Below are 24,515 nucleotides of genomic sequence, written 5' to 3' on the forward strand. Positions count from 1 at the left end.
CCCCGTTGGCGCATTTCGCGCCCCAGGCGAACCCATACCCATGAAGCTGCACGTTCGAACGGCGTTCGGTCAAAAAGAGTCGAAAAGGGGGTTGCCATTGCAATGCGTCGTCGGGCTTTACTTCCGCGCCCGTCTACGCCAGACGTGGCGAGGTAACGACATTTCAGGCGCGCCCGTGTTGGCGCGGCCTTCTGGGAGACAGTCAGGCTATGGCGGCTAAACTTGCTGGCGGCGGCGGTGGCCGTTATTCGCTGGGCCAGAATTCCGAAATCAACGTCACGCCCTTCGTGGACATCCTGCTGGTTCTGCTGATCATCTTCATGGTCGCGGTTCCCATGGCCGTGACTTCGATCAAGATCGACCTTCCGCCGGCGGTTCCGCCGCCCCCGAACGCGCCGAAGCCGAAGGAACCGGTCTTCATCTCGATCCAGAAGTCGGGCGCGATCTTCATCGCTGAGAAGCAAACCAGCCTCGACGGCCTGGAAGCCGATCTGAACGCCAAGTTCGCCGCCAACGGCCAATCGGGCCCGAAGGACGATCAACGCGTCATGATCCGCGCCGACGCCGACGTGCTGTACGCCGACTTCATGGGCGTCCTGAACCAACTCCAGACCTCGGGCTGGTTCAAGGTCGGCCTGATCAACGAAGACCTGCACTAGCAGCTTCGGCGATCTCGAAAATCAGGGGCCCGGCGGCGACGCCGGGCCCCTTTTTCGTGTCCAAATCCCTACGGCGCACTCGCGACTTTACAATTGTAGAAACAAGCGCAATCTACAAACGTAACTTCGAAACGAGGAGGGAAAGACCATGGCGGTGAAACTCTCGGGCGGCGGTGGCGGCCGCTATGCGGTGCGCCAGAACGCGGACATCAACGTCACGCCCTTCGTCGACATCCTGATGGTGCTGCTGATCATCTTCATGGTCGCCGTGCCGACGGCGGTGACCTCGATCAAGCTGGACCTGCCGCCGCCTTCGGATGAGGCCTCGCCCAGCAAGCCGGTGGTGATCTCGATCCAGAATTCCGGCGGGCTGTTCCTGGCCGGCCAAGCGACGCGGCTGGACACCCTGGCGGCGGACCTGAACGCCCGCTTCAAGGCCAGTGGCGAGACCGGAGCGCGCGGCGAGCAGCGGGTGATGATCAGCGCCCAGGCCGACGTGCCCTACGAGGCGCTGATGGGCGTCATCAACGCGGTCCACGACAACGGCTGGACCAAGGTCGGCATCGTCAACGAAGACCTGCACTGAGAAACAAGAAAGCCCCGGAGCACAGGCTCCGGGGCTTTTTGCTTTGCGGACTGAAGGGGCCCCTTAGGCCGCCGTCGCCTCGAAGCCCTTGCGCAGCTCGGCCTCGTCCAGGTCGCGGCCGATGAACACCATGCGGCTGTAGCGCTTGTCCTTGTCGGTCCATTCGCGCTGGAAGTCGCCTTCCAGGATCATGTGGACGGCCTGGAACACCAGACGCTTGTTCTCGCCCTTCACGTCGATGATGCCCTTGGCGCGCAGGATGTCCGGACCGCGCTTGGCCAGCAGGTCGTTGAGCCAGGCGGTGATCTTCTGGCCGTCGACGGGCTTGTCGAGCGTCAGGGAGACGCCCTTGACGCCGTCGTCGTGGATGGCGCTGGCGTGACCATGGTCATGGCCATGATCGTGGTGGTCGTGACCGCAGTGTTCGTCGTGGACGTGCCCGTGGTCGTGATCATGGTGGTGATGGTCGTGGCCGCAGTGCTCGTCGTGCACGTGGCCGTCCTCGCCGTGGGCCGGGTTCAGGAACGACGGCTCCAGCTCGGTGATCCGCTCCAGGTCGAAGCTGTGCTTGCCCAGGATGGCGTCCAGCGGGACGTTCGAGCGTTGGGCGCGGTGGATCGGGGCCAGCGGGTTGATGCGCTTGATGCGGGCTTCCACGTGGCGCAGGTCGTCTTCCGAGACTAGGTCGGTCTTGTTCAGCACGATCTGGTCGGCGAAGGCGATCTGCTCGACGGCTTCCTTGCTGTCGCCGAGACGCAGCAGGATGTGCTTGGCGTCGACCACGGCGGTGACCGAATCGAGCGCCGTGCGGGCCTTGACGTCGTCATCGACGAAGAAGGTCTGGGCCACCGGGCCGGGATCGGCCAGGCCGGTCGTTTCCACGATGATGGCGTCGAAGCCGCCCCCCTTTCCCTTAGTAGGTTGGCGCTTCATCAGCCCCTGGAGGACGCGGATCAGGTCGCCGCGCACCGTACAGCAGACGCAGCCGTTGTTCATCTCGAACACTTCTTCGTCGGCCCCGACCACCAGGTCATTGTCGATGCCGACCTCGCCGAACTCGTTGACGATCACGGCGTACTTCTTGCCGTGCTCCTCGGTGAGGATGCGGTTGAGCAGCGTGGTCTTGCCGGCGCCGAGATAGCCGGTCAGCACGGTGACGGGGATCTTGCCGGAGGCGGGAGCGGTCTGGGTCATGGCCGCTATTTAGGAGGCCGTGAGGCGGAGTGAAAGCCGCTTACGTCTTGAAGAACGCAACAGCCAGGCCGACCAGCACCAGGGCCACGCCCAGGATGGTCTCCTCGTAGCGCTCGACCCACTGCAGGCCCAGGCGCTTGAAGCCGGCCAGGGACAGGCTGGTGAAGATCAGCATGCCGGCCGAGGTGGCGGCCATCAGCACGCCGCTCAGCACCAGGAAGGCCTGCCAGCCGTGCTGCATGCCCGCCAGATAATAGGGCAGGAAGGCCTCGCAGGGCGACAGGGTCAGCAGGGTGACCAGGGCGATGATCGCGGCGCGGTCCGAGGCGTAGGTCCGGCGACCGGCGTCCGGCAGGGCATGGTTGTGACGGCCGCGCGCCATATAGAAGAGGCCCACGGCCACCATCAGGCCGCCGACCACCCAGTGGAACAGGCCGCCCAGCTTGGGCTCCAGCGCCAGGCCCGCGACCACCAGGCCCAGGCCCAGCGCGATCGTCAGGCCCACATGGCCCAGGCCGGCCAGCAGGGTGACGCCCAGCGTCCGCCCCGTCGACCACTTCTGGGCGCGACCGACCAGCACGAACGGCAGCCAGTGAGTCGGCAGGGCCGCGTGCAGGAAGGCCACGACGAAACCGGTGACGGCGATAGAGGTGAAGAAGGTCGAGTTCACGTCACGGCATATAGCGCGTTATAAAGTAACAACCCAGAGGGCGTGGCCGCCTAATCGCACTTAAGCGCCGTGGTCGGCTGAATCCGCCCTAACGGCGTTGACTCCCGGCCTTCTGGCTGTATAAGTCGCGCCCTCTTCGCCCGCCGGGTTTCCGAGCGGGCGTTCCCTATTTTGCGAACGCACGTTTTTAAGGCGCTAAACCTATGTACGCGGTGATCAAAACCGGCGGCAAGCAGTACCGGGTTCAAGCCGGCGACCTGCTGGTTGTCGAAAAGCTCGAAGGTGAACCCGGCGCTGCCGTGGCCTTTGGTGAAGTCCTGATGCTTGGCGAAGGCGAGGCCGTGACGGTCGGCGCCCCTCTCGTGGACGGCGCTGTCGTCTCGGGCACGCTTATCGAAACCCGCAAGGGTGAGAAGGTGAAGATCTTCAAGAAGATCCGTCGCCAGGGCTATCGCCGCACCCGCGGTCACCGCCAGTTCGAATCCGTCGTGCGCGTCACGTCGGTCGTCGGCGCTGGCCAGGAAGCCAAGTGGGAAGGGTCGATCGACCTGACCCCGAAGGTCATCCTGAACGCCCGCGCTCGTGGCCTCGGCGACGCCGCCGTGCCGTTCAGCATCCCGACCTCGACGGAAGCCGCTCCGGCTCCGAAGAAGGCCGCGAAGGCTCCGAAGGCTGCTGACGCCGCCGTCGAAGCGACCGCTGAAGCCGCCCCGAAGAAGAAGGCCGCCCCTAAGAAGGCCGCCGCCACCACGGAGGAAGGCGAAGCCTAAGGGCGACGCCTTCTAAAGGTAGGAGAGCAAGATGGCTCACAAGAAATCAGGCGGCTCGTCCAGCAACGGTCGCGACTCAGAATCGAAGCGCCTTGGCGTGAAGAAGTTCGGCGGCGAGAAGGTTCTCGCCGGCAACATCCTCGTGCGTCAACGCGGCACGAAGTTCTATCCGGGCGCCAATGTCGGCATCGGCAAGGACCACACCCTCTTTGCCCTCGTGCAAGGCGCTGTGGGCTTCGTGACCAAGAAGCATGACCGCACGTACGTGACGGTGACTCCGGCCGCGCAACCGGCCGAGTAAGCACGAACCAGAGTTCATTCGGGTCGTGCTTCTTACCAAGAAGACGATCCGGACAGACGATCTCTAGCGGGGAGTCCGGAACGCCGGGCTCCCCGCTTTTGTTTTGTCTCGCCGCCAAATCAAACGAACTTCGCCATGGCGGCGTCACGGTCTCCGATCAAGAGAGGCCGGAAACTCTGGGAGGCGCCGATGAGCGCTATCAAGGAAAGACCCGTCATCGCGACGCAGCGGCTGACCCTGCGCGCCCCGGCCAAGGCCGATGTCGGGCGCGTGGCCAGCTTCTGCGTCGATCCTGACGTGGCGCGCATGACCACGCGCATGCCCTCGCCCTATACCCGCGACCACGCCGAGGATTTCGTGGCCCGCTGCGGCGCGCAGGACCGCTCGCGCGACAACACCTTCGCCATCGCGCTGGAGGGCGAAGGCCTGGTCGGCGTCATCGGCATGTTCACCACCGCTGAGAACACGGTCGAGCTGGGCTACTGGATCGGCCGGCCCTACTGGGGCCAGGGCTTCGCCACCGAGGCGGCGCGCGGCGCGCTGGACTGGGCCCGGGCGGCCTGGAAGAAGCGCTATGTCGTGGCCGGCCACTTCGCCGACAACGACGCCTCGGGCCGCGTGCTGGTCAAGGCCGGGTTCCTGTACACCGGCGTCGTCGAGCACAAGCCCTCGATCGCGCGCGGCGAACCGGCGGCGACGCGGATGATGGTGTGGCTGGCCTAGGGCTTTAGATCCTCCCCCTCTGGGGGAGGTGGCCCAGAGGGCCGGAGGGGGCAGCGCGGCCTAGACCGAGATGGCCCCCTCAGTCGGCTTCGCCGACAGCTCCCCCAGCGGTGGAGCATCTTTGTTCTTAAGCCGCCCGGTGCGTGTGGATCACCTTCTGCGGGCCTTCGCGGAAGCGCTTCTCGGCGACGACAATCCGCTCGCACAGGGCGTCCAGGTCGCTGAGCAGCGAGTAGGTCGCGTAGATGGGGATCTCCATCAGCGCCACCTGAGCCCGCGGCATGAACTCGGTGTACTTCTTCCAGGACACGTGGCTGTCGCGAGCCGCCATGGCCCGCTGGCCCAGCGGGTTCCACAGGTCCAGGTCCATCAGCTCGTCGCGGCACTGCTTCATGACCGGCAGGGCGATGTAGAGGAACAGGAAGGTCGGGGTGGCGGCGCGGCCGAACTGCGGCTGCACCTGCAGGTGCCAGATGCGGTAGGCCTCGAAGAAGCCGGCCTTGCGCGCCGGGTCCGGCGGCAGCCAGGTGGCCTGCTCGTTGATCAGCTCGCTGACCACGGCCGAGCGCTTGACCAGTTCGTCGGCCGAGGTGCCGGCCGGCATGGTCTTGGAGAGGGCCGCAACCGGGATGGCCAGCTTGCGGGCGACATCGGTGAAGGCCACGTGCTTGCCGGCCATCGGCGTGAACTGGCCGAACGACGGCGCGCCCGGCGCGCTGGCGCGCTTCTGGGCGGCGGCCTGGTGCATCACCAGCTGTTCTTCACGCTGCTTTTCAGCGCGCAGGCGGTCGAATTCGATTTCGTGAGCGGCCTGCTCCTCGGCGGTCATCCAGCGGGCCCGGCCCGGACCGTAGGTGCGCTCGTAGCGATTCAGCAGGACGAGGGTGTGCTCGGAGGACGGCTTGACGCCGACCTCGGCGACGAAGGCCTTGAAGTCGCGCCATTGAGGGGCGATGCCCGTGCCGCGCGCGATCAACATGTTGCGGTGGACCGAAGCCTCGGCGCTATACTTACGGTGAAGCTCCTGCGTCGACAAATCGCGCAGATCCCCCGCCAGTATCGCCTTGCTGTCTTCTGCCGTAGCCAAGGTCAGCCTCCCACTCCGCCGAGATATTACGGCGGTTACGCTGCCAAGACACTTTGTCGCACCATCTGTTTTAACATTTCGTCACGACGACGAACAGCGGTCACGCTTTTCATAGCGGCCAAGCGTCACACTTCGAAGACCCGGTGTGGATGCCGTTACGTAAGGCCAGGAGCCATTTTGGCTCGACGCGCGGGACCCCTTGGGACTAAAGAGCGCCATGAAATTCTTGGACCAATGCAAGATCTACATCCGCTCCGGTAACGGCGGCGGCGGATCGGTGTCGTTCCGCCGCGAGAAGTACATCGAGTACGGCGGCCCGGACGGCGGCGACGGCGGCCGCGGCGGCGACGTGTGGATCGAGGCCGTCGAGGGCCTCAACACCCTGATCGACTACCGCTACCAGCAGCACTTCAAGGCCGGCACGGGCATCCACGGCATGGGCCGCGCGCGCCACGGCGCCGCCGGCGACGACGTGCTGCTGAAGGTTCCGGTCGGCACCGAAATCCTCGAAGAGGACAAGGAGACGCTGATCGCCGACCTGGACCACGTGGGCGCGCGCCTGCTGCTGGCCAAGGGCGGCAACGGCGGCTGGGGCAACCTGCACTTCAAGGGCCCGGTCAACCAGGCGCCGAAATACGCCAATCCCGGACAGGAAGGCGAGGAACGCTGGATCTGGATGCGGCTGAAGCTGATCGCCGACGTCGGCCTGGTCGGCCTGCCCAACGCGGGCAAGTCGACCTTCCTGGCCGCCGCCAGCGCCGCCAAGCCGAAGATCGCCGACTATCCGTTCACGACCCTCACGCCGAACCTCGGCGTCGTGGACCTGTCGACCAGCGAACGCTTCGTCATCGCCGACATCCCCGGCCTGATCGAGGGCGCGTCGGAAGGCGCAGGGCTAGGCACCCGCTTCCTGGGTCACGTCGAGCGTTCGGCCACGCTGATCCACCTGATCGACGGCACGCAGGACGACATCGCCGGCGCCTATGAGACGATCCGGGGCGAGCTGGAAGCCTATGGCGAGGACCTGGCCGACAAGGCCGAGATCCTGGCCCTGAACAAGATCGACGCCCTCGACGAGGACACCCTCGCCGAGAAGATCGCCGAGCTGACGCAGGTGTCGGGCATCAAGCCGTTCCTGGTCTCGGGCGTCTCGGGCCAGGGCGTCACCGAGCTGCTGCGCGCCGCCTACAAGCAGGTGCGCATCCGCAAGGGCGATCTCGAGGCGGATATCGACGAGGACGAGGATCATATCGAGGAGACCCCCGGGGGCTGGACGCCGTGAGCCAGGCCGCCGAGGCTTTCTCGAAAGCCCGCCGCATCGTGTTCAAGGTCGGCTCGGCCCTGCTGGTCGACGCCGAGACGGGGGCCGCCAACCGCGCCTGGCTGGAGGCGTTCTGCGCCGACGCCGCGGCCTTGCGCGCTGACGGCAAGCAGGTGCTGGTGGTCTCGTCGGGCGCTGTCGCCCTCGGAAGGCGCCGCTTGGGCCTCTCCGGCCGCAAGGCGACCCTGCCCGAGAAGCAGGCCGCCGCCGCCGCCGGCCAGTCCCTGCTGATGCGCGCCTGGGAAGAGGCCTTCGAGCCGCACGGCGTCGGCGTCGCCCAAATCCTGCTGACCCGCGACGACACCGAGACCCGCCGCCGCTGGCTGAACGCCCGCGCCACCACCGAGACCCTGATGGGCCTGGGCGTCGTGCCGGTGGTCAACGAGAACGACACCGTCGTCACCGAGGAAATCCGCTACGGCGACAATGACCGCCTGGCCGCGCGGGTGGCCCAGATGGCCGGCGCCGACCTGCTGGTGCTGCTGTCCGACATCGACGGCCTCTACACCGCCGATCCGCGCAAGAACCCCAACGCCGCGCACATCCCGCTGGTGACCGAGATCACCAACGAGATCGCCGGCATGGCCGAGGGCGCCAACGCCGCCGCCGGGGTCGGCACCGGCGGCATGGCCACCAAGATCGCCGCCGCCCGCATCGCCCGCGCCGCCGGCTGCGCCACGCTCATTACGCTGGGCTCGCGCCCGCGCCCGCTGGCCGCCATCGCCGACGGCGAGAAGGCCACCCTGATCGAGGCTGGGGCCAGCCCCGCCGCCGCCTACAAGGCCTGGATCGCCGGCTCGCTGGCCCCGCAGGGCTGGGTGACGGTCGATGCCGGCGCCGCCAAGGCGCTGACCACCGGCAAGAGCCTGCTGGCCGCCGGGGTCCGCGCTATCGAAGGCCCGTTCGAGAAGGGCGACGCCGTCCGCGTCCGCGACGAGACCGGCGCCGAAGTCGCTCGGGGCCTGGTCCGCTACGACAGCGCCGACGCCCACCGCATCGCCGGCCTGCGCTCCGACGCCATCGAGGCCGAGTTGGGCTTCACCGAAGGCCCGATGATCCACGCCGACGACCTCGCCGTCGCGAACTGACGAGTATCCCCATGGCCTATCGTTCCTTGCGCGAATTCATCGACGTCCTGGAGGCCAAGGGCGAGCTGGTGCGTGTCACCGAGCCGGTCTCCAGCGTGCTGGAGATGACCGAGATTCAGACGCGCCTGCTGGCCACCGGCGGCCCGGCCGTGCTGTTCGAGCACGTGCTGCTGCCCGACGGCTCGCGCTCGGCGATGCCGGCCCTGGCCAACCTGTTCGGCACGGTCAAGCGCGTGGCCATGGGCGTCACCCTGGGCGGCGAACCCCGCACCACCGCCGGCGAGCTGCGCGAGGTCGGCGAGCTGCTGGCCTTCCTGCGCCAGCCCCAGCCGCCCAAGGGCCTGAAGGACGCCATCGACATGCTGCCCCTGGCCAAGACGGTCATGAGCATGCGTCCCGGCACGGTGAAGAAGGCGCCCGTGCAGGAGGTCGTCCTGACGGGCGACCAGATCGACCTGACCAAGCTGCCGGTCCAGACCTGCTGGCCGGGCGAGCCGGCGCCGCTGATCACCTGGCCGCTGGTCGTCACCAAGGGTCCGGGCAAGGACCGCGAGGACGACTTCAACCTCGGCATCTACCGGATGCAGGTCCTCTCCAAGGACAAGTGCATCATGCGCTGGCTGGCCCATCGCGGCGGAGCCCAGCACTACGCTCGCCACAAGAAGGCGGGCAACAAGGATCCCCTGCCCGCCTGCGCCGTGCTGGGGGCCGATCCCGGCACCATCCTGGCCGCCGTGACGCCTGTGCCCGACACCCTGTCGGAGTACCAGTTCGCCGGCCTGCTGCGTGGGGCCAAGGTCGATCTGGTCCCGGCCAAGACCGTGCCGCTGATGGTCCCGGCCCACGCCGAGATCGTCATCGAGGGCCACGTCCTGCTCGATGAGTTCGAGGACGAAGGCCCGTACGGCGACCACACCGGCTACTACAACAGCGTCGAGAAGTTCCCGGTCTTCCAGGTGACGGCGATCACCATGCGCAAGGACCCGATCTATCTCACCACCTTCACCGGCCGGCCGCCGGATGAGCCCTCGGTGCTGGGCGAGGCGCTGAACGAGGTGTTCATCCCGCTGATCCGCCAGCAGTTCCCCGAGATCGTCGACTTCTGGCTGCCGCCCGAGGGCTGCAGCTACCGCATCGCCGTGGTCTCGATGAAGAAGGCCTATCCCGGTCACGCCAAGCGCGTGATGCTGGGCGTCTGGAGCTATCTGCGCCAGTTCATGTACACCAAGTGGGTGATCGTCGTGGACCACGACATCAACGCCCGCGACTGGAAGGACGTGATGTGGGCCATCAGCACCAAGATGGATCCCGCCCGCGACATCACGGTGATCGAGCACACCCCGATCGACTATCTCGACTTCGCCAGCCCCGAGAGCGGCCTGGGCTCCAAGATCGGCCTGGACGCCACCGACAAGTGGCCGCCCGAGACCAAGCGCGAGTGGGGCGAGGAGATCCGCATGGACCAATCGGTGATTGAATCCGTTACGGAAAAATGGGCTCGCCTGGGTTTGCCGGGAGACGGGACCCCGATCTGGAAGTAGCGTTTCCACGAGTCGGCGCTCGCAAGAGCGCCGAGGCTGGGGGGCCAATGGACGCTATCGAGATCTTCTTCGCCGCCTATGGCGCGCTGCTGGCGTTGGCCATCGCCAAGGTCATGTCCTCGGCCGTGCGGCTGATCCGCCATCGCGAAAGCGTGCGGATGGGCTGGCACACCCCGCTGCTGATGCTGCTGGTGGTGCTGGACATCTGCAGCTTCCTGAACAGCGCGTCCAAGATCATGGGCCAGGCGGACCTGGGCTTGGGCATGGTCACCAACGGCATGCTGGCCTGCGGCGCCTACTACCTGATCGCCAGCCTGGTCGCGCCGGACGACCTGACCGCCTGGCCCAACCTCTCGGCCTATTACGACAAGCACAAGCCGCTGGTCGTCGGCGGCATGATCGTGGCCAGCCTGCTGGGCTTCGAGGTCACCTCGATCCTGGTCCGCGGCTTCATGGAGACCGTCCAGGTGCGATGGATGGGCCTGCACGCCACCCTGCTGCTGGCCTTCTACAGCCTGATCGTGGCGCTGTTCTTCGTGCGCAACCGGACGGTCAACCTGATCCTGTTGGCCATGCTGAACGCCATCTTCGTCGTGGTGATGTTCACCTTCTAAGGCTTGCCAGAAAGGCCTTGAGGCGCGACGACAGCGGCCTGCTTGTTTGGAGCCTCGCATGTCCTCGAAAGCGCCTTGGGATCAGCCCTTCCTGCCGCCGGCCCCGCACTGGCAGGGCGCCAGTCAGGGCCTGATCCGCGACGCCTCCGATCCGTGGATCACCGCCTTCGAGGCCGACGCCGAGCACGACTTCTCGCCCAACTATGTCGACACTCGCGCCTGGTTCGATCGCCTGGATGCGGCGTCGGACCTGGTCCGCGTCGAGGATTTCGGCGTCTCGCCCCAAGGCCGGGCGATCTTCGCGGTCATCGCCACCAAGGACGGCGACACCCTTGATCCCAAGAAACCGCTGCTGTTCGTCCAGTGCGGCATCCACCCCGGCGAGATCGACGGCAAGGACGCCGGCATGATGCTGCTGCGGGACATGGCGTTCCACGGCAAGGACGGGCTGCTGGACAAGGTCAACCTGCTGCTGCTGCCGATCCTGTCGGTCGACGGCCATGAGCGTGCGTCCGCCTATTCGCGCCCCAACCAGCGCGGGCCGCGCATCCAGGGCTGGCGCAACACCGCCACCAACCAGAACCTCAACCGCGACTTCATGAAGCTGGACCAGCCGGAGATGCAGGCGCTGAAGCGCCTGCAGGCCAAGTACAAGGCCGATCTCTATGTCGACGTCCACGTCACCGACGGCCTCGATTACCAGTACGACGTCACCTACGGCTTCAATGGCGAGAACGGCGTCTGGTGTCGCTCGCCGGCCATCGCGAAATGGCTGGACGACGTGCTGAAGCCGACCCTGAACGCCAGCCTTGAGGCCGAAGGTCATATCCCGGGCGAGCTGGTGTTCGGCATCGACGATCAGAACCCCAAGGCCGGTTTCAACGACGGCGGCCTGGGCGAGCGCTTCTCGAACGGCTGGGGGGCCGCGGCCCACGTCCCGACCATCCTGATCGAGAACCATAGCCTCAAGCCCCACGCCCAACGCGTGCTGGGAACCTACGTTTTCATCGAGACGGCGCTGAAGCTGCTGGCGGAGAAGGGCGGCGACCTGCGCACGGCCATCGCCGCCGACAGCGCCCTGCGCCCGGCCGAGGTGCTGGCGAACTTCGTGTCCGACCCGAAGCCCGCCTACACCCGCCACTTCAAGGGCATCAAGTACGAGACCTACGACAGCCCCGCCTCGGGTCGGCGGGAGATCCGCTGGCTGGGCGAAGCCGATCCGGAACTGTGGTCAGCGCCATTCTACGGCTCGCATTCGAGCCTGAGCCTCAAGCGCCCGGTCGCCTATTACGTCCCGAGCTACCGCGCTGACCTGATCGAGCGGCTGAAGCTGCACGGCGTGACGCTCGAGACCCTGGCGGCCGACACGGTCGTGAATGTCGAGATGATCCGCCTGGTCGATCCCAAGCTGGCCGACCGCGCCAACGAAGGCCACGTCCAGATCAGCGTCGAGACGGTGACGACGGAGACCCGCGACTGGACCTTCCCCAAGGGCTCGGTCCGCGTCCCCACCGACCAGCCGCTGGGCGACCTCGTGGTGCTGCTGCTGGAGCCGCAGTCCAGCGAGAGCGTCTTCGCCTGGGGCATGGTCCCCGAGGTGCTGAGCCGGGTCGAATATATCGAATCCTACGCCATCGCCCCGCTGGCCGAGGCGATGATGGCCGCCGATCCGGCGCTGAAGACCGAGTTCGAGGCCAAGCTGGCCGCCGAGCCCAAGTTCGCCGCCGATCCGGACGCCCGCCTGGCCTGGTTCTACGAGCGCACGCCCTTCTACGACGACCACTATCTGCTTTACCCGATCGCCCGCGAAATCGCGTGATAGGCGGGTCGGCTTGCCGACCCTGTGCGGAACGTTTCATATGAGCGTTCGCCGGGGGGCGGGATTAGTCACTAGGGCTTGGGTTACCGATGGATACGATTGCTTCCGGCCACGCCGCCGCGCTGTGGGCCGGTCTTCACCTGTTCCTGCTGCTGATCCTGTCGCTGCTGGTCGTGCGCCTGCGCCAGAAGCACAAGGTCGCGCTGGGCGACGAGGGCATCCCGGAACTGGCCCGCGCCATCCGCGCCTTCGGCAACGCCACCGAATACGTGCCGACCGGCGTCGCGGCCCTGGCCGTGCTGGCCGTGGCCGGCGCCTCGCCGCTGGCCATCCACGTGGTGGGCTTCATCCTGTTCGCCGGCCGCGCGATCCACGCCTTCGGCCTGTCGACCAACGGCGGCGCCTCGATCGGCCGCTCGGTCGGCATGGTGGCGACCTGGCTGGCCTACATCTTCGCGGGCGTGGCCCTGCTGCTGTCGGCCATCGGGTAGCGCTTGCCCCGTTAGGGGAGCCTCGTCCATAAGACCGCATGGACGATAATCTGCTGCATGATGTGGTCGCCGCCGCGCGCAAGGCCGGGGCGGACGCCGCCGAAGCCGTCTTCGCCGAGCGTCAGTCGCTCTCCGTCTCGGTCCGCCTGGGCGCGCTGGAAGAGGTCGAGCGCGAGGAGGCCCGGGACCTGGGCCTGCGCGTGTTCATCGGCAACCGCAGCGCCACCGTCTCCGGCTCCGACATCTCGGCCGACGCTCGCGCCAAGCTGGTCGAGCGCGCCGTGGCCATGGCCCGCCTGGCCCCGGAAGACCCCTATGCCAGCCTCGCGCCCAGCGAGCGCCTGGCCAAGGGTCCGTTCCCCGAACTCGACCTGATCGACGCCTACGAGCCCACGGCCGAAACCCTGGAGACCCAGGCGCGGATCGCCGAGGCCCACGCCCGCGAGGTCAAGGGCGTGACCAATTCCGACGGCGGCTCGGGCAGCTGGTCCTCGTCCAAGTGGGCGCTGGTCACCAGCGAGGGCTTCCACGGCGTCCACGCCGCGACCGGCCACTCGGTCTCGGCCTCGGCCATCGCCGGCGAGGGCGCGGGCATGGAACGCGGCGGCGAAGGCCGCTCGACCCGCCACTTCGGCGACCTGCCGGCCGCCGGCGACATCGGCATGGAGGCCGGCCGCCAGGCGGTGGCGCGCCTCAACCCGCGCAAGATCGCCACGACCACCGCCCCGGTGATCTTCGAGAACCGCCTGGCCATGAGCCTGATCGGCCCGCTGCTGGGCGCGATCTCGGGTCCCTCGATCACCCGCGGCTCCTCGTTCCTGAAGGACAAGCTGGGCCAGCAGATCTTCGCCAAGGGGATCAACCTGACCGAGGACCCCCACCGCGTGCGCGGCCTGGGCTCGGCCCCGTTCGACGACGAGGGCGTGGCCACGCAGGTCCGCAGCCTGATCGACGACGGCGTGCTGACCACCTGGCTGCTGAACAGCTCCTCGGCCAAGCAGTTGGGCCTGACCACCACCGGTCACGCCTCGCGCGGCCTCGCCGGTCCCTCCAGCGTCTCGACCCACAACCTGACGCTCCAGCCGGGCGCCCAGGACCTGGAAGGCTTGATGAAGGACGCCGGGACGGGCCTCCTGGTCACCTCGATGTTCGGCCCCTCGCTGAACGGCAACACCGGCGACTGGTCGGTGGGCTGCTCGGGCGTCTGGTTCGAGAACGGCGAGAGCACCGGCCCGGTCACCGAGATCACCGTGGCCGGCAACCTGATCGACATCTACGCCCGCCTGGTCCCCGGCTCGGACCTGCAGTTCCGGGGCGCCAGCAACAGCCCGTCGATCCTGGTCGACGCCCTGGCGATCGCGGGCAAATGAACGACCTCGACCTGATCCTCCAAGCCGCCAAGGAGGCCGGCGAGCTGGCGCTCTCGGCCCGCGAGGGCGGCTTGAAGGTCTGGTCCAAGGAGGGCGGCTCGCCGGTCACCGACGCCGACCTGGCCGTCGACACCCTGCTGAAGACCGAACTCGGCGCCGAGCGCCCCGACTACGGTTGGCTGTCGGAAGAGACCGCCGACGATCCGGCCCGCCTCACCACGCGTCGCCAGTTCGTGGTCGACCCGATCGACGGCACGGTGGCCTTCATGAAGGGCAAGCCGTGGTTCGCGGTCTCGATCGCCGTGGTCGAGAACGGCCAGCCGATCGCCGGCGTCGTCCACGCCCCGGCCTTGAACGAGACCTACGCCGCCACGGCCGACGGCCCGGCCACCCTGAACGGCGTGATCATCCAGCCCAGCGCCACCGAAGCGCTCGAAGGCTCGGCCATGCTCGGCGACGCCAAGATGTTCGCCCACCCGGCCTGGCGCGAGCCGTGGCCCACGATGCGCATCGAGAGCCGCAACTCGATCGCCTACCGCATGTGCCTGGTGGCCTCGGGCGCGTTCGACGCCGCCATCGCCCTGTCGCCCAAGAGCGAGTGGGACGTCGCCGCCGCCGACCTGATCTGCCGCCGCGCCGGCGCCTGGCTCAGCGACCACAAAGGCCGACATTTCGCCTATAATCGCCCCGTTCCGCTGGTTCCGAGCCTGGTTTGCGCCAATCGGGCGCTCGCCCCATTGATCCTGTCACGCGTCGGGCATATCGAGCTGCCATAAACATAATTCCTCGCAGGAACATGCTCCAAATGGTCGATAAGCAGCTTCTTCACATCGTGGTTGGCGGCGAACTGAAGGATGTCGCCGGTATCGAATTCCGCGACCTCAGCAAGGTCGAGTTCGTCGGCGCCTATCCCAGCTACGAAGACGCCCACAAGGCCTGGAAGGCCAAGGCCCAGGCGACGGTGGACAACGCCCACGCGCGCTACTTCATCATCCACGCCCACAAGCTGCTGGATCCGAGCGAGGGCTAAAAGCCCGAGCGTCTCCTCCCCCTCTGGGGGAGGTGGCCCGCAGGGCCGGAGGGGGCAGCGCGGCCTAGGCGGAGAAGCCCCCTCAGTCGGCTCCGCCGACAGCTCCCCCAGCGGGGGAGCAGCTTTATTCCCGCCGCAGGATCTTATCCGTCAGCACCTTCCCCAGCATGTTCGCCCGGAAGGTCTTCTTCATCTCGACGGGATTGTAGTCGTCGCTCTCGACCCACTCGCTGAAGGTCAGGCCCTTCGGCTCCCCGACCTCCAGATACTGCTCGAACACGTAGTCCAGCACGCCGGTGTTGCCGTGCTTGATGTGCAGGTAGCGCGGCGACAGCTGCTCGACCGCCTCGCGGATCGGCAGGCCCAGGCGGTAGTGGGCGTAGAACACGCTCATGATCCCGGCCCGGTCCGCGCCCGACTTGCAGTGCATCAGCGCCGGGTACTCGATCTTTTCGAACAGCTCCTTCGCCCCCCGCACCCGCTCGCGGATCGGCACCTCGCGCGAGGTGATCGTGAAGTCGACGAAGTTCAGGCCCAGGCGCTCGCAGGCGTCCTTCTCCAGCGCGTAGAAGCTGCCGTCGAAGCCGCCGCGCAGGTTCACGATGGTCTTGATGCCACGCTTCTTCCACCAGGCCAGCTGGAACGGCCACGGCTGGTTGGCGCGGACCATCTCCGGGCTGATCCAGTGGGCGTTCGAGAAGCCCAGGCGCAGATAGGCGTGGTCGTTCCACAGATAGTGGAGATAGGTCTTGAACCGGCCCCAGGGCGTGGCGAGGTCGAACTTGGCCAAGGCGGCGCTTTCCTTCGGGATTTCGCCGCCTAGGTAAGGGTATCGGCCCCGAAAGGCAAAAGCCGCCCTCATGGTGTCGCTTTTACGGGCGAGTGCGTCCGCCACGTCCTTGACAGCCCTCGCGCGAAATCCGACCCCTCCGACATGACGAACACGGACGCTCAGCCCTCGAACCGCGCCCTGATGGGCCGGATGTGGCGCGAGTTCCTCAAGCCCCGCTGGAAGGGCCTGGCGGTCTCGATCGTCAGCGCGGCCATCGTCGCGGCTCTGTCGGTCAAGCTGGCCAAGATCATCGAGCCGGCCATCGACCAGCTGATCACCCATCCGCGCGCCGGGGCGATCTGGGCCATCCCGCTGACCATCGCGGGGCTGGCCATCGCGCGCGGCGTGTTCCAGGTGATCCAGGCCCAGGTCATCAACCGCATCGGCAACGGCGTCGTGGGCGACATGCAGGTGCGGCTGTTCGGCCGCCTGGTCCGCTCGGACCTGCAGCGCCTGCGCGGCGCCCACTCGGGCTCGTACGTCGCCTCGGTGCTCTACGACGCCGGCCTGATCCGGGAAGCGGCGACCACGGGCGTGGTCAACTATGTCCGCGAGTTCCTGACCGTGGTCGGGGCCCTGGCGGCGATGTTCACCCTGGACCCGCTGCTGGCGGCCGGCGTGCTGGTCATCGCGCCGCTGGCCAGCCTGATCATCAGGAGCTTCTCGAAAAAGACCACCAAGGCCGCCAAGGGGGCCATGGGCGAGACCTCCAACCTGTCGACCGCGATCATGGAGAGCCTGGACGGGGTCAAGATCGTCAAGATGGAGAACCGCGAGGCCTATGAGGAGGCCCGTGTCGCCGCCGTGGTCGAACGCCGCCAGCGCCACCTGATCAAGGGCAGCAACGCCCGCGCCATGGCCGCCCCGGCCACAGAGACCTTCACCACCGCCATCGTCGCCGTGGTCTTCGCCTATGCCGGCTGGCGAGCGACCAGCGGCGTGCTGAGCCTTGGCCCCTTCACCCTGTCGCCGCTGACGGCCGGGGTGTTCTTCGCCTTCATGACCAGCCTGCTGATGGCCGCCCAGTCGCTGCGCCAGGTGGCCAACCTGCAGACCGTGTTCAGCGAGGGCCTGACCGCCGCCCGCCGCCTCTTCGCCGCGCTGGATGTCACGCCCGCTATCGTCGATCCCGCCGACGCCAAGGCCCTGACGGCCGGCGACAGCGCCATCGCCTTCGACCATGTCAGCTTCGCCTATGGCGAGGACGCCCCGGCCCTGTCCGACGTTTCGCTGACCGCCAACAAGGGCGAGACCGTCGCCCTGGTCGGCCCCTCGGGCGGCGGCAAGAGCTCGATCCTGAATCTGATCCCGCGCTTCTACGACGTGACGGCCGGTGCGGTGACCATCGATGGCCACGACGTCCGCTCGGTGACCCTGGCGAGCCTTCGCGACCGCATCGCCCTGGTCACCCAGGAGCCGTTCCTGTTCGACGACAGCATCCGCGCCAACATCGCCTATGCCCGCCCCGGCGCCAGCCAGCTGGAGATCGAGGCCGCCGCGCGCCAGGCCGCCGCCCACGACTTCATCCAGGACCTGCCCGAGGGCTACGACACCGTCGTCGGCGAGGCCGGGGCGCGCCTGTCGGGCGGCCAGCGCCAGCGCATCGCCATCGCCCGCGCCTTCCTCAAGGACGCCCCCATCCTGCTGCTGGACGAGGCCACCAGCGCCCTGGACACCGAGAGCGAGGCCCAGGTTCAGGCGGCGCTGGAGCGGCTGATGGCCGGCCGCGCCACGATCCTGATCGCCCACCGCCTGTCGACCGTGAAGAACGCCGACCGTATCTACGTCATCGACAAGGGCCGGGTCGTCGAGACCGGGGCCCACGCCGAGCTGGTCCGCGCCGGCGGCCTCTATGCCCGCCTGGCCAAGGCCCAGGACCTCGACCACGTTCCGGAGGCTTCCGCTTGAGGCCCCTGCGTTCGCCGTTCGTGATCTGGCTGCTGTCCTCGATCTTCGCCGGCTATTCCAAGCTGGTGTTCCGCACCCTGCGCATGACCGAGGAAGGCCGCGAGCAGGCCGAAGCCGTCTGGGCCCAGGGCCGCGAGACCGGCGCGGGCGCGATCCTGTGCTTCTGGCACTCGCGCATCCCGATGTCGCCGCTCAGCTGGCCGCAGGACCTGACGACGCGCCAGGACATGCGCGCCCTGATCTCGCGCTCCAACGACGGCGAGTTCATCGCCCGCACGGTCGAGAAGCTGGGCTTCCCGTCGATCCGCGGCTCGTCGGCCAAGAAGACGGACCTGGCCAAGAACAAGCACGGCGAAGAGGCCTTCCGCGACATGGTCCGGTGGGTCAAGGACGGCGGCGGCGTCGCCATCACCCCCGACGGCCCGCGCGGCCCGGCCGAGCACATGGAGAAGGGCACGCCCTCTCTCGCTCGCGTCACCGGCGCGCCGGTGATCTTCGTGGGCCTGGCCGCCAAGCCCTGTCTCCGCCTGGGCTCGTGGGACCAGACGATGATCCCCGTACCCTTCGCCAAGGCCGCCATGGTCTGGGACGGTCCGACCGGCGCGGGCCGAGGCGACGACCCCGACCAGCTGGTCGAAAGCTGGGCCCAGCGCCTTTCCGCCGTCACCCGCCGGGCCGAAGCCCTGGTGCAAGATTGATCAGACCCGTCCTTGGTGGGATGTAGAGCCCATGCCCCACGATCACGGCCATTCGCACGACCATCACGACCATGATCACCACGATCATGACCATGGGCACGGGCATGGCCATCACCACGGCCACGGACATCACGGCCACAGCCACGCGCCCAAGGACTTCGGCCGCGCGTTCGCGATCGGCACGGCGCTGAACCTGGGCTTCGTGGTGGTCGAGGCCGGCGCGGGCCTGATGACCCACTCGCTGGCCCTGCTGGCCGACGCCGGCCACAATCTGTCGGACGTTCTGGGCCTGCTGCTGGCCTGGGGCGCGGCCGTGCTGGCCAAGCGCGCGCCCAGCGCCCGCCGCACCTATGGCCTGCGCAAGGGCACCATCCTGGCCTCGCTGGGCAACGCCGCCCTGCTGCTGATCGCCATCGGCGCGATCAGCTGGGAAGCCATCCGCCGCTTCGCCTCGCCCGAGCCGATCCAGACCGGCGAGGTGATGATCGTCGCGGCCATCGGCATCGTCATCAACACCGCCACGGCCCTGCTGTTCATGAAAGGCTCCAAGGAGGACCTGAACATCCGGGGCGCCTATCTGCACATGGCGTCCGACGCCGCTGTCTCGGCCGGCGTGGTCGTGGCCGCCTTCGCCATGAGCCTGACCGGCTGGCTGTGGCTGGACCCGGTGGTCAGCCTGGTCATTTCGGTGGTCATCGTGCTGGGCACCTGGGGCCTGCTGCGCGACAGCCTGGACATGGCCCTGGACGCCACGCCGCGCGGCATCGACACCGACAAGGTCCGCGCCTGGCTGGCCGCCCGCCCAGGCGTTTCCGAGGTCCACGACCTGCACATCTGGGCGATGAGCACGACCGAAACGGCCATGACCGCCCACGTCGTCCGCCCGCTGGACGAAGGTCACGACCAGTTCCTGCACGACGCCTGCTCGGAACTGGCGGCCAAGTTCAAGATCGGCCACGTGACCATCCAGGTCGAGACCAGCCACGGCGCCCACGCCTGCGCCCTGGCCGCCGAAGGCGCGGTGTGACCCTGTCCCTGGGCCTCTACCGGGCCGCCACGGGGCTTCTGGAGCCCCTCGTCCCCAGCCTGCTGGCCGGCCGCGCCCGCAAGGGCAAGGAGGACCCGGCGCGGATCGCCGAGCGCCTCGGCCGCGCGAAGGTCTTGCGCCCCGATGGCCCGCTGGTCTGGCTGCACGGCGCCAGCGTCGGCGAGAGCCTGTCGATCCTGCCGCTGGTCGAGCGCCTGCGCGCTGAACGCCCCGACGTCACCGTGCTGGTCACCTCGGGCACCACCACCTCGGCCGCTCTGCTGGCCAAGCGCCTGCCGGCCAGGGCGATCCACCAGTACGTCCCGGTCGACGCCCCCGGCGCGGCGCGGCGATTCATCGCCCGCTGGAAGCCCAGCCTGGCCGTCTTTGTCGAGAGCGAGCTGTGGCCCAACTTGCTGCTGGAGGCCAAGGCCGCCGGCACGCGCTTGGCGCTGGTCTCGGCGAAGCTGTCGGACCGCAGCTTCGCCAGCTGGAAGAAACGCCCGGACGCCGCACGGAAGCTGCTCTCCGGCTTCGACCTGATCCTGGCCCAGGACGCCCGCGCCCACGAGCGCTTCGAGGCCCTGGGCGGCAAGGTCGCCGGCGAGGCCGACCTGAAGTTCGGCGCCGCGCCGCTGCCGCCCGTGGTTCCGGACATCAGCTTCGGCCGCCTCCCCTTGCTGATCGCCAGCACTCATTCGGGCGAAGACGAGATCGCGCTCGACGCCATCGTCGCCCTGCCGGACCGTCCGCCGGTCATCCTGGCTCCGCGTCACATCGAGCGCGGCCCGGCCATTGTCGAACTCGCCAAGGCCCGAGGCCTCTCGGCCAGCCTGCGCAGCCAGTCGCGTGAGCCCGCCGACATCCTGGTCGCCGACACCCTGGGCGAGATGGGCCTGTGGTTCCGCCTGGCCGGGACCTCGGTCATCGCCGGCAGCCTTGTCCCCGCCATCGGCGGCCACAACCCGCTGGAGGCCGCGCGGCTGGACTGTCCGGCGATCAGCGGCCCGTTCGTCGAGAACTGGGCCTCGGCCTTCGAGGGCCTGGAAGCGGCCGGCGGCGTGGTCATGACGACGCCGGACAAGCTCCGCGACGCGATCGCCGCCGATCTCGCCGATCCCGCCGCCGCCAAGGCCCGCGCCGCCCGCGCCCGCGCCTATGTCGACACCCGCGACGCCGAGGCCCGCGCCGGCCTCTCCCGCATCCTTGAGCTCGTCCCCGAGATAGTCCCATGAAACTCGGCACGCCTCGCTGGTGGTACGTGAAGAGCGGCGGCCCCGCCCCGCTGACCCGCGCCCTGCTGACCCCGCTGTCGTGGATCTGGGCCGACGCCACCCGCCGCCGCATCGCCCGCACCCGGTCCGCCATCGTCGGCGCGCCGGTGATCTGCGTCGGCAACGTCACCATGGGCGGGGCGGGCAAGACCCCGATCGTCCGCGAACTGCTGCTGACCCTGAGCCAGCGCGGCGTCGACGCCCACGGCCTCTCGCGCGGCTATGGCGGCAAGCTGAAGGGACCGGTCCAGGTCGATCCGTCCCACCACACGGCCAAGGACGTCGGCGACGAGCCGCTGATGCTGGCCCAGGACTTCCCGATGTGGGTGGCGGTGGACCGTGTCGCCGGGGCCAAGGCCGCCGCCGGGGCGGGGGCTCAGGCCATCGTCATGGACGACGGCCACCAGAACCCGACCGTCCGCAAGGCGCTGTCGCTGGTCGTGGTCGATGGCGAGACGCGCGGCGGCGAGTGGCCGTTCGGCGACGGCCGCGTCTTCCCCGCCGGCCCGATGCGCGAGCCGCTGAAGGTGGGCCTCTCACGCGCCGACGCGGTGATCGTGCTGCTGCCGGTCGACATGCCCCAGCCCGACTTCGACCTGCTGGTCCAGTTTGGCGACATGCCGGTGCTGGTCGCCCGCCTGGAGGCCGCCGCCCCCGTGCCCAAGGGCCCGCAGGTCGGCTTCGCCGGCATCGGCAAGCCTTGGAAGGTCGAGAAGGCCCTCACCGCCGCCGGCTGCCAGCTCGTGGACTTCGCCCCGTTCCCGGATCATGGGGACTATGACGAAGCCACGCTGAAGATGCTGGAGAGCCGCGCCCAGGCCTATGGCGCGGGGCTGGTCACCACCGAGAAGGACTGGGTCCGCCTGCCGGCCAAATGGCGCGAGAAGGTCACGCCCTGGCCCGTGCGGGCGCGCTTCGACGACATGGCGGCGGTCGAGGAATTGCTGGCGAAGGCGGGGCTTTAAGATCCTCCCCCTTTGGGGGAGGTGGCCCAGAGGGCCGGAGGGGGCCAGCTCGGCCTAAGCCGCATTAGCCCCCTCAGTCGCTCCGCGACAGCTCCCCCAACGGGGGAGCATCTACTTATAAACCACCCCGCCCTTGATCACCGACGTCACGTGCTGCAGCACCGTCACATCGCTCAAGGGGTCGCCCTTCACCGCGATCAGGTCCGCCGACTTGCCAGGGGCCAGGCTGCCGATCTCGCTCGACAGCGAGAAGTGGTCGGCCGCATTGACGGTCGCCGTCTGGATGGCCTCCAGCGGCGTCAGGCCCGCCTTGACCAGCAGCGCGAACTCGCCGGCGTTGTCACCGTGGGCCGAGACTCCGGTGTCGGTGCCGAACGCGATCTTGACCCCGCCCTGGTGAGCGCGGCGGGCCATGTCGATCATCTTCGGACCGGCTTCCAGGGCCTTGGCCGTCTGGGCCGGGGTCAGGAAGTTGTTCGGCCCCGAGGCCACGCGATAGACGAAGTCGCCGGCCATCAGGGTCGGGACCAGATAGGCGCCGCTCTTCTTGAAGAGGGCGATGCTGTCGTTGTCGAGATAGGTGCCGTGCTCGATCGAGTCGCCCCCGGCCCGCAGGAAGCTGTTGATGCCGTCGGTCCCGTGGGCGTGGGCGGTGACTTTGCGGCCCATGCGGTGGGCGGCATCGACGATGGCCTTCAGCTCATCGTCCGAGAACTGCTGGCCCAGGCCCGCGGCGGTGTTCGACAGCACCCCGCCCGTGGCGGTGATCTTGATGATGTCGGCGCCCAGCCAGACCTGTTCGCGGGTGGCGCGGCGGCAATCGTCGGCGCCCGAGCAGACCGAGGTCGGCCGCAGCACGTGCATGACCTCTTCGGCATAGCCGTTGACGTCGGCGTGGCCGCCGTGGATCGACACGGCCGAGCCGGCGGCGATGATCCGGGGGCCGGGCACGTCGCCGCGCTTGATGCCGTCGCGCAGGGCGAAGATCGCCTTGTTGTCGGCCCCGAGGTCCGCGACCGTCGTGAAGCCGGCCATCAGCGTCTTGCGCGCGAAGCCGGCCCCGACCAGCGCCTCGTCGGCCGGGCCGCGGGTGACGGCGTTGAGCCGCGAATTGGGGCTCTGCTCGTGGGTCAGGTGGACGTGGCTGTCGATCAGGCCCGGCAGGACGAAGCTGTCCTTCAGGTCGACGACCTTGCCGCCCGGCTCGGCGACATAGCCGTCGACGATCCTGGTGACCTTGCCGTTTTCCAGCACCAGGGTCTTGGCCGTCTCGACCTTGCCGGTGGCCGGGTCGGCCAGCAGCTTACCGGCCTGCACGAACACCGTCTCTTTTGCCGTGTTTTGGGCGCACGCGACGCCGGACAGCGCCCCGGCGATGGCCAGGGCGCAGACGCCCGTCAGCAGCTTCTTCATTCGGACTAGGCCCCCGCCTTCTGCGCGAACGACCAGGCCCCCTTGGCCAGGATCGGCACGCGCGCTTCCATCGTCTGCGCATGGGCGCTGGCGGCGGTGCCGTCACGGACGCGGCCGACGATGCCCTGGCAGATGCCGGCCAGTCTGAAGAGGTTGTAGGCGAAATACCAGTCCAGCTCCGGTAGTCCGTCGCGGCCGGTGGCCTTGCAGTAGCGCTCGACCGCCTCGGGGATGGTCGGCACGCCGTAGCTTTCCAGGTCCGCGATGCCCGACAGGCCGCCGCGCTGGTCGGACGGCATCACCCAGTTCATCAGGAAATAGCTGAAGTCGGCCAGCGGATTGCCCAGGGTCGACAGCTCCCAGTCCAGCACGGCGATCACGCGCGGCTCGGTGGGGTGCAGGATCATGTTGTCCAGGCGGTAGTCGCCGTGGACGATCGAGGTCTTGTCGTCGACCGGACAGCTTTTGGGCAGCCAGTCGATCAGCTGGTCCATCTCGGCGATGATCGTGGTCTCGGACGCCTTGTACTGCTTGGTCCAGCGGTCGATCTGGCGGGCGAAATAGTTGCCCGGCTTGCCGTAGTCGCCCAGGCCCACGGCCTCGTAGTCGACGTTATGCAGCGCCGCCAAGGTGTCGATCTGGGCCTCGTAGATCGCCCGGCGCTCGGCCGGCTGATAGTCCGGCAGGGTGCCGTCCCACAGGATGCGGCCCTCGACGTTCTCCATGACGTAGAAGATCGTGCCGATGACGTCCTCGTCCATGCACAGCGCGTAGGCCTGGGCGACGGGGAAGTCGGCCTTGTTCAGGCCGGAGATCACCTTGTACTCGCGGTCGACGGCGTGGGCGCTGGGCAGCAGCTTGCCCGGCGGCTTGCGGCGCAGGACGTAGCGCTTGCCCGGCGTGACCAGCTGGTAGGTCGGGTTCGACTGGCCGCCCTTGAACTGGCGCACCTCCAGCGGCCCGGCATAGCCCTCGACATTGGCCTCCAGCCAGGCGGCCAGCTTGGCTTCGTCGATCGCGTGGCGCGGGTCGACGGGCTTAGTGCCGGAGTTCAGGTCCTGGGCGGACTGTTCGGCGGCTTCGGCCATGGCGCTTCTCCCCAACGCTTGTTTGAACTGGGAGTTTAGAGAGCCG

25 protein-coding genes are annotated in these 24,515 nt (G+C 68.2%); 19 read left to right on the forward strand and 6 right to left on the reverse strand.

Annotated features, from left to right (window positions below; genetic code table 11):
- The first annotated feature begins 209 nt into the window (after positions 1–209).
- Together AC07YH_RS20325 and AC07YH_RS20330 are read left to right on the forward strand one after the other, a co-directional pair.
- The gene (locus AC07YH_RS20325; RefSeq protein WP_494748773.1) at positions 210–659 is read left to right on the forward strand and encodes a biopolymer transporter ExbD; all 450 of its coding nucleotides are present in this window, start codon (positions 210–212) and stop codon (positions 657–659) included.
- Positions 660–807: 148 nt separating this feature from the next.
- Positions 808–1,245 (forward strand): ExbD/TolR family protein, encoded by a 438-nt coding sequence (locus AC07YH_RS20330; RefSeq protein ID WP_494748774.1) that lies wholly within the window; start codon positions 808–810, stop codon positions 1,243–1,245.
- Between the two features lie 63 nt (positions 1,246–1,308).
- On the opposite strand, the gene AC07YH_RS20335 is transcribed toward AC07YH_RS20330, so the two are convergent.
- The gene (locus AC07YH_RS20335; RefSeq protein WP_494748775.1) at positions 1,309–2,439 is read right to left on the reverse strand and encodes a CobW family GTP-binding protein; all 1,131 of its coding nucleotides are present in this window, start codon (positions 2,437–2,439) and stop codon (positions 1,309–1,311) included.
- A gap of 40 nt (positions 2,440–2,479) precedes the next feature.
- The gene (locus AC07YH_RS20340; protein ID WP_494748776.1) at positions 2,480–3,109 is read right to left on the reverse strand and encodes a hypothetical protein; all 630 of its coding nucleotides are present in this window, start codon (positions 3,107–3,109) and stop codon (positions 2,480–2,482) included.
- A 203-nt stretch (positions 3,110–3,312) separates the two neighbouring features.
- Between AC07YH_RS20340 and rplU the strand changes: the two genes are divergently transcribed.
- From rplU to AC07YH_RS20355, 3 genes are all read left to right on the forward strand, one after another.
- On the forward strand, positions 3,313–3,879 hold the full coding sequence (gene rplU, locus AC07YH_RS20345; RefSeq protein ID WP_494748777.1) for a 50S ribosomal protein L21: 567 nt from the start codon (positions 3,313–3,315) through the stop codon (positions 3,877–3,879).
- Between the two features lie 31 nt (positions 3,880–3,910).
- Complete coding sequence (gene rpmA / locus AC07YH_RS20350; protein ID WP_099581738.1) at positions 3,911–4,180, forward strand: 50S ribosomal protein L27; 270 nt, start codon at positions 3,911–3,913, stop codon at positions 4,178–4,180.
- Between the two features lie 189 nt (positions 4,181–4,369).
- Positions 4,370–4,903, forward strand: a complete 534-nt coding sequence (locus AC07YH_RS20355; RefSeq protein ID WP_494748778.1) for a GNAT family N-acetyltransferase — start codon at positions 4,370–4,372, stop codon at positions 4,901–4,903.
- A 127-nt stretch (positions 4,904–5,030) separates the two neighbouring features.
- On the opposite strand, the gene AC07YH_RS20360 is transcribed toward AC07YH_RS20355, so the two are convergent.
- Positions 5,031–5,990, reverse strand: coding sequence for a hypothetical protein (locus AC07YH_RS20360; protein ID WP_494748779.1), 960 nt, complete (start codon positions 5,988–5,990; stop codon positions 5,031–5,033).
- Positions 5,991–6,207: 217 nt separating this feature from the next.
- Between AC07YH_RS20360 and obgE the strand changes: the two genes are divergently transcribed.
- From obgE to AC07YH_RS20405, 9 genes are all read left to right on the forward strand, one after another.
- A complete protein-coding gene (obgE, locus tag AC07YH_RS20365) occupies positions 6,208–7,272 on the forward strand; it encodes a GTPase ObgE (RefSeq protein ID WP_494748780.1) in 1,065 nt (354 codons plus the stop codon).
- Positions 7,269–8,399 carry a glutamate 5-kinase gene (gene proB / locus AC07YH_RS20370; RefSeq protein ID WP_494748781.1) on the forward strand — a complete coding sequence of 377 codons (1,131 nt, stop codon included), beginning with the start codon at positions 7,269–7,271 and terminating at the stop codon, positions 8,397–8,399. Before obgE ends, proB begins: the two co-directional genes overlap by 4 nt.
- A gap of 11 nt (positions 8,400–8,410) precedes the next feature.
- The gene (locus AC07YH_RS20375; RefSeq protein WP_494748782.1) at positions 8,411–9,940 is read left to right on the forward strand and encodes a UbiD family decarboxylase; all 1,530 of its coding nucleotides are present in this window, start codon (positions 8,411–8,413) and stop codon (positions 9,938–9,940) included.
- 47 nt (positions 9,941–9,987) lie between these two features.
- Positions 9,988–10,554, forward strand: coding sequence for a hypothetical protein (locus tag AC07YH_RS20380; protein ID WP_494748783.1), 567 nt, complete (start codon positions 9,988–9,990; stop codon positions 10,552–10,554).
- Between the two features lie 58 nt (positions 10,555–10,612).
- Entirely contained in the window at positions 10,613–12,373 is a 1,761-nt protein-coding gene (locus AC07YH_RS20385; protein ID WP_494748784.1) for a M14 family metallopeptidase, read from the forward strand.
- An 89-nt stretch (positions 12,374–12,462) separates the two neighbouring features.
- Positions 12,463–12,864, forward strand: a complete 402-nt coding sequence (locus AC07YH_RS20390) for an MAPEG family protein (protein WP_492836449.1) — start codon at positions 12,463–12,465, stop codon at positions 12,862–12,864.
- Between the two features lie 38 nt (positions 12,865–12,902).
- The gene (locus AC07YH_RS20395) at positions 12,903–14,234 is read left to right on the forward strand and encodes a TldD/PmbA family protein (RefSeq protein WP_494748785.1); all 1,332 of its coding nucleotides are present in this window, start codon (positions 12,903–12,905) and stop codon (positions 14,232–14,234) included.
- Positions 14,231–15,010, forward strand: a complete 780-nt coding sequence (locus AC07YH_RS20400) for a 3'(2'),5'-bisphosphate nucleotidase CysQ (RefSeq protein WP_494748786.1) — start codon at positions 14,231–14,233, stop codon at positions 15,008–15,010. The genes AC07YH_RS20395 and AC07YH_RS20400 overlap by 4 nt, the downstream gene beginning before the upstream one ends.
- A 20-nt stretch (positions 15,011–15,030) precedes the next feature.
- On the forward strand, positions 15,031–15,264 hold the full coding sequence (locus AC07YH_RS20405; RefSeq protein WP_492102113.1) for a DUF4170 domain-containing protein: 234 nt from the start codon (positions 15,031–15,033) through the stop codon (positions 15,262–15,264).
- A gap of 124 nt (positions 15,265–15,388) precedes the next feature.
- On the opposite strand, the gene AC07YH_RS20410 is transcribed toward AC07YH_RS20405, so the two are convergent.
- A complete protein-coding gene (locus AC07YH_RS20410) occupies positions 15,389–16,054 on the reverse strand; it encodes a fused DSP-PTPase phosphatase/NAD kinase-like protein (RefSeq protein ID WP_492815649.1) in 666 nt (221 codons plus the stop codon).
- Positions 16,055–16,198: 144 nt separating this feature from the next.
- Between AC07YH_RS20410 and AC07YH_RS20415 the strand changes: the two genes are divergently transcribed.
- From AC07YH_RS20415 to lpxK, 5 genes are read left to right on the forward strand one after another with little or no spacing between them, the layout of a single operon-like run.
- Entirely contained in the window at positions 16,199–18,004 is a 1,806-nt protein-coding gene (locus tag AC07YH_RS20415) for an ABC transporter ATP-binding protein (protein ID WP_494748787.1), read from the forward strand.
- Positions 18,001–18,702 carry a lysophospholipid acyltransferase family protein gene (locus AC07YH_RS20420; RefSeq protein WP_494748788.1) on the forward strand — a complete coding sequence of 234 codons (702 nt, stop codon included), beginning with the start codon at positions 18,001–18,003 and terminating at the stop codon, positions 18,700–18,702. Before AC07YH_RS20415 ends, AC07YH_RS20420 begins: the two co-directional genes overlap by 4 nt.
- 31 nt (positions 18,703–18,733) lie before the next feature.
- The gene (locus tag AC07YH_RS20425; RefSeq protein ID WP_494748789.1) at positions 18,734–19,729 is read left to right on the forward strand and encodes a cation diffusion facilitator family transporter; all 996 of its coding nucleotides are present in this window, start codon (positions 18,734–18,736) and stop codon (positions 19,727–19,729) included.
- On the forward strand, positions 19,699–20,964 hold the full coding sequence (locus tag AC07YH_RS20430) for a 3-deoxy-D-manno-octulosonic acid transferase (RefSeq protein ID WP_494748827.1): 1,266 nt from the start codon (positions 19,699–19,701) through the stop codon (positions 20,962–20,964). The genes AC07YH_RS20425 and AC07YH_RS20430 overlap by 31 nt, the downstream gene beginning before the upstream one ends.
- Positions 20,961–21,968, forward strand: a complete 1,008-nt coding sequence (gene lpxK / locus AC07YH_RS20435) for a tetraacyldisaccharide 4'-kinase (protein WP_494748790.1) — start codon at positions 20,961–20,963, stop codon at positions 21,966–21,968. Before AC07YH_RS20430 ends, lpxK begins: the two co-directional genes overlap by 4 nt.
- A gap of 111 nt (positions 21,969–22,079) precedes the next feature.
- Here the strand turns inward: lpxK and AC07YH_RS20440 are convergent, their stop codons facing one another.
- Together AC07YH_RS20440 and AC07YH_RS20445 are read right to left on the reverse strand one after the other, a co-directional pair.
- On the reverse strand, positions 22,080–23,381 hold the full coding sequence (locus tag AC07YH_RS20440; protein ID WP_494748791.1) for a metal-dependent hydrolase family protein: 1,302 nt from the start codon (positions 23,379–23,381) through the stop codon (positions 22,080–22,082).
- Positions 23,382–23,386: 5 nt separating this feature from the next.
- Entirely contained in the window at positions 23,387–24,469 is a 1,083-nt protein-coding gene (locus AC07YH_RS20445; RefSeq protein ID WP_494748792.1) for a phosphotransferase, read from the reverse strand.
- Positions 24,470–24,515 lie beyond the last annotated feature (46 nt).

Source organism: Caulobacter sp. GW456-12-1-14-TSB4 (assembly GCF_059424195.1).

Excerpts from the sequence above, each read along its gene's own strand:
- AC07YH_RS20325 (WP_494748773.1), top strand. The coding sequence starts at position 210 with ATGGCGGCTAAACTTGCTGGCGGCGGCGGTGGCCGTTATTCGCTGGGC.
- AC07YH_RS20330 (WP_494748774.1), top strand. The coding sequence starts at position 808 with ATGGCGGTGAAACTCTCGGGCGGCGGTGGCGGCCGCTATGCGGTGCGC.
- AC07YH_RS20335 (WP_494748775.1), bottom strand. The coding sequence starts at position 2,439 with ATGACCCAGACCGCTCCCGCCTCCGGCAAGATCCCCGTCACCGTGCTG.
- rplU (WP_494748777.1), top strand. The coding sequence starts at position 3,313 with ATGTACGCGGTGATCAAAACCGGCGGCAAGCAGTACCGGGTTCAAGCC.
- rpmA (WP_099581738.1), top strand. The coding sequence starts at position 3,911 with ATGGCTCACAAGAAATCAGGCGGCTCGTCCAGCAACGGTCGCGACTCA.
- AC07YH_RS20355 (WP_494748778.1), top strand. The coding sequence starts at position 4,370 with ATGAGCGCTATCAAGGAAAGACCCGTCATCGCGACGCAGCGGCTGACC.
- obgE (WP_494748780.1), top strand. The coding sequence starts at position 6,208 with ATGAAATTCTTGGACCAATGCAAGATCTACATCCGCTCCGGTAACGGC.
- AC07YH_RS20375 (WP_494748782.1), top strand. The coding sequence starts at position 8,411 with ATGGCCTATCGTTCCTTGCGCGAATTCATCGACGTCCTGGAGGCCAAG.
- AC07YH_RS20380 (WP_494748783.1), top strand. The coding sequence starts at position 9,988 with ATGGACGCTATCGAGATCTTCTTCGCCGCCTATGGCGCGCTGCTGGCG.
- AC07YH_RS20385 (WP_494748784.1), top strand. The coding sequence starts at position 10,613 with ATGTCCTCGAAAGCGCCTTGGGATCAGCCCTTCCTGCCGCCGGCCCCG.
- AC07YH_RS20390 (WP_492836449.1), top strand. The coding sequence starts at position 12,463 with ATGGATACGATTGCTTCCGGCCACGCCGCCGCGCTGTGGGCCGGTCTT.
- AC07YH_RS20395 (WP_494748785.1), top strand. The coding sequence starts at position 12,903 with ATGGACGATAATCTGCTGCATGATGTGGTCGCCGCCGCGCGCAAGGCC.
- AC07YH_RS20400 (WP_494748786.1), top strand. The coding sequence starts at position 14,231 with ATGAACGACCTCGACCTGATCCTCCAAGCCGCCAAGGAGGCCGGCGAG.
- AC07YH_RS20405 (WP_492102113.1), top strand. The coding sequence starts at position 15,031 with ATGCTCCAAATGGTCGATAAGCAGCTTCTTCACATCGTGGTTGGCGGC.
- AC07YH_RS20415 (WP_494748787.1), top strand. The coding sequence starts at position 16,199 with ATGACGAACACGGACGCTCAGCCCTCGAACCGCGCCCTGATGGGCCGG.
- AC07YH_RS20425 (WP_494748789.1), top strand. The coding sequence starts at position 18,734 with ATGCCCCACGATCACGGCCATTCGCACGACCATCACGACCATGATCAC.
- lpxK (WP_494748790.1), top strand. The coding sequence starts at position 20,961 with ATGAAACTCGGCACGCCTCGCTGGTGGTACGTGAAGAGCGGCGGCCCC.
- AC07YH_RS20440 (WP_494748791.1), bottom strand. The coding sequence starts at position 23,381 with ATGAAGAAGCTGCTGACGGGCGTCTGCGCCCTGGCCATCGCCGGGGCG.
- AC07YH_RS20445 (WP_494748792.1), bottom strand. The coding sequence starts at position 24,469 with ATGGCCGAAGCCGCCGAACAGTCCGCCCAGGACCTGAACTCCGGCACT.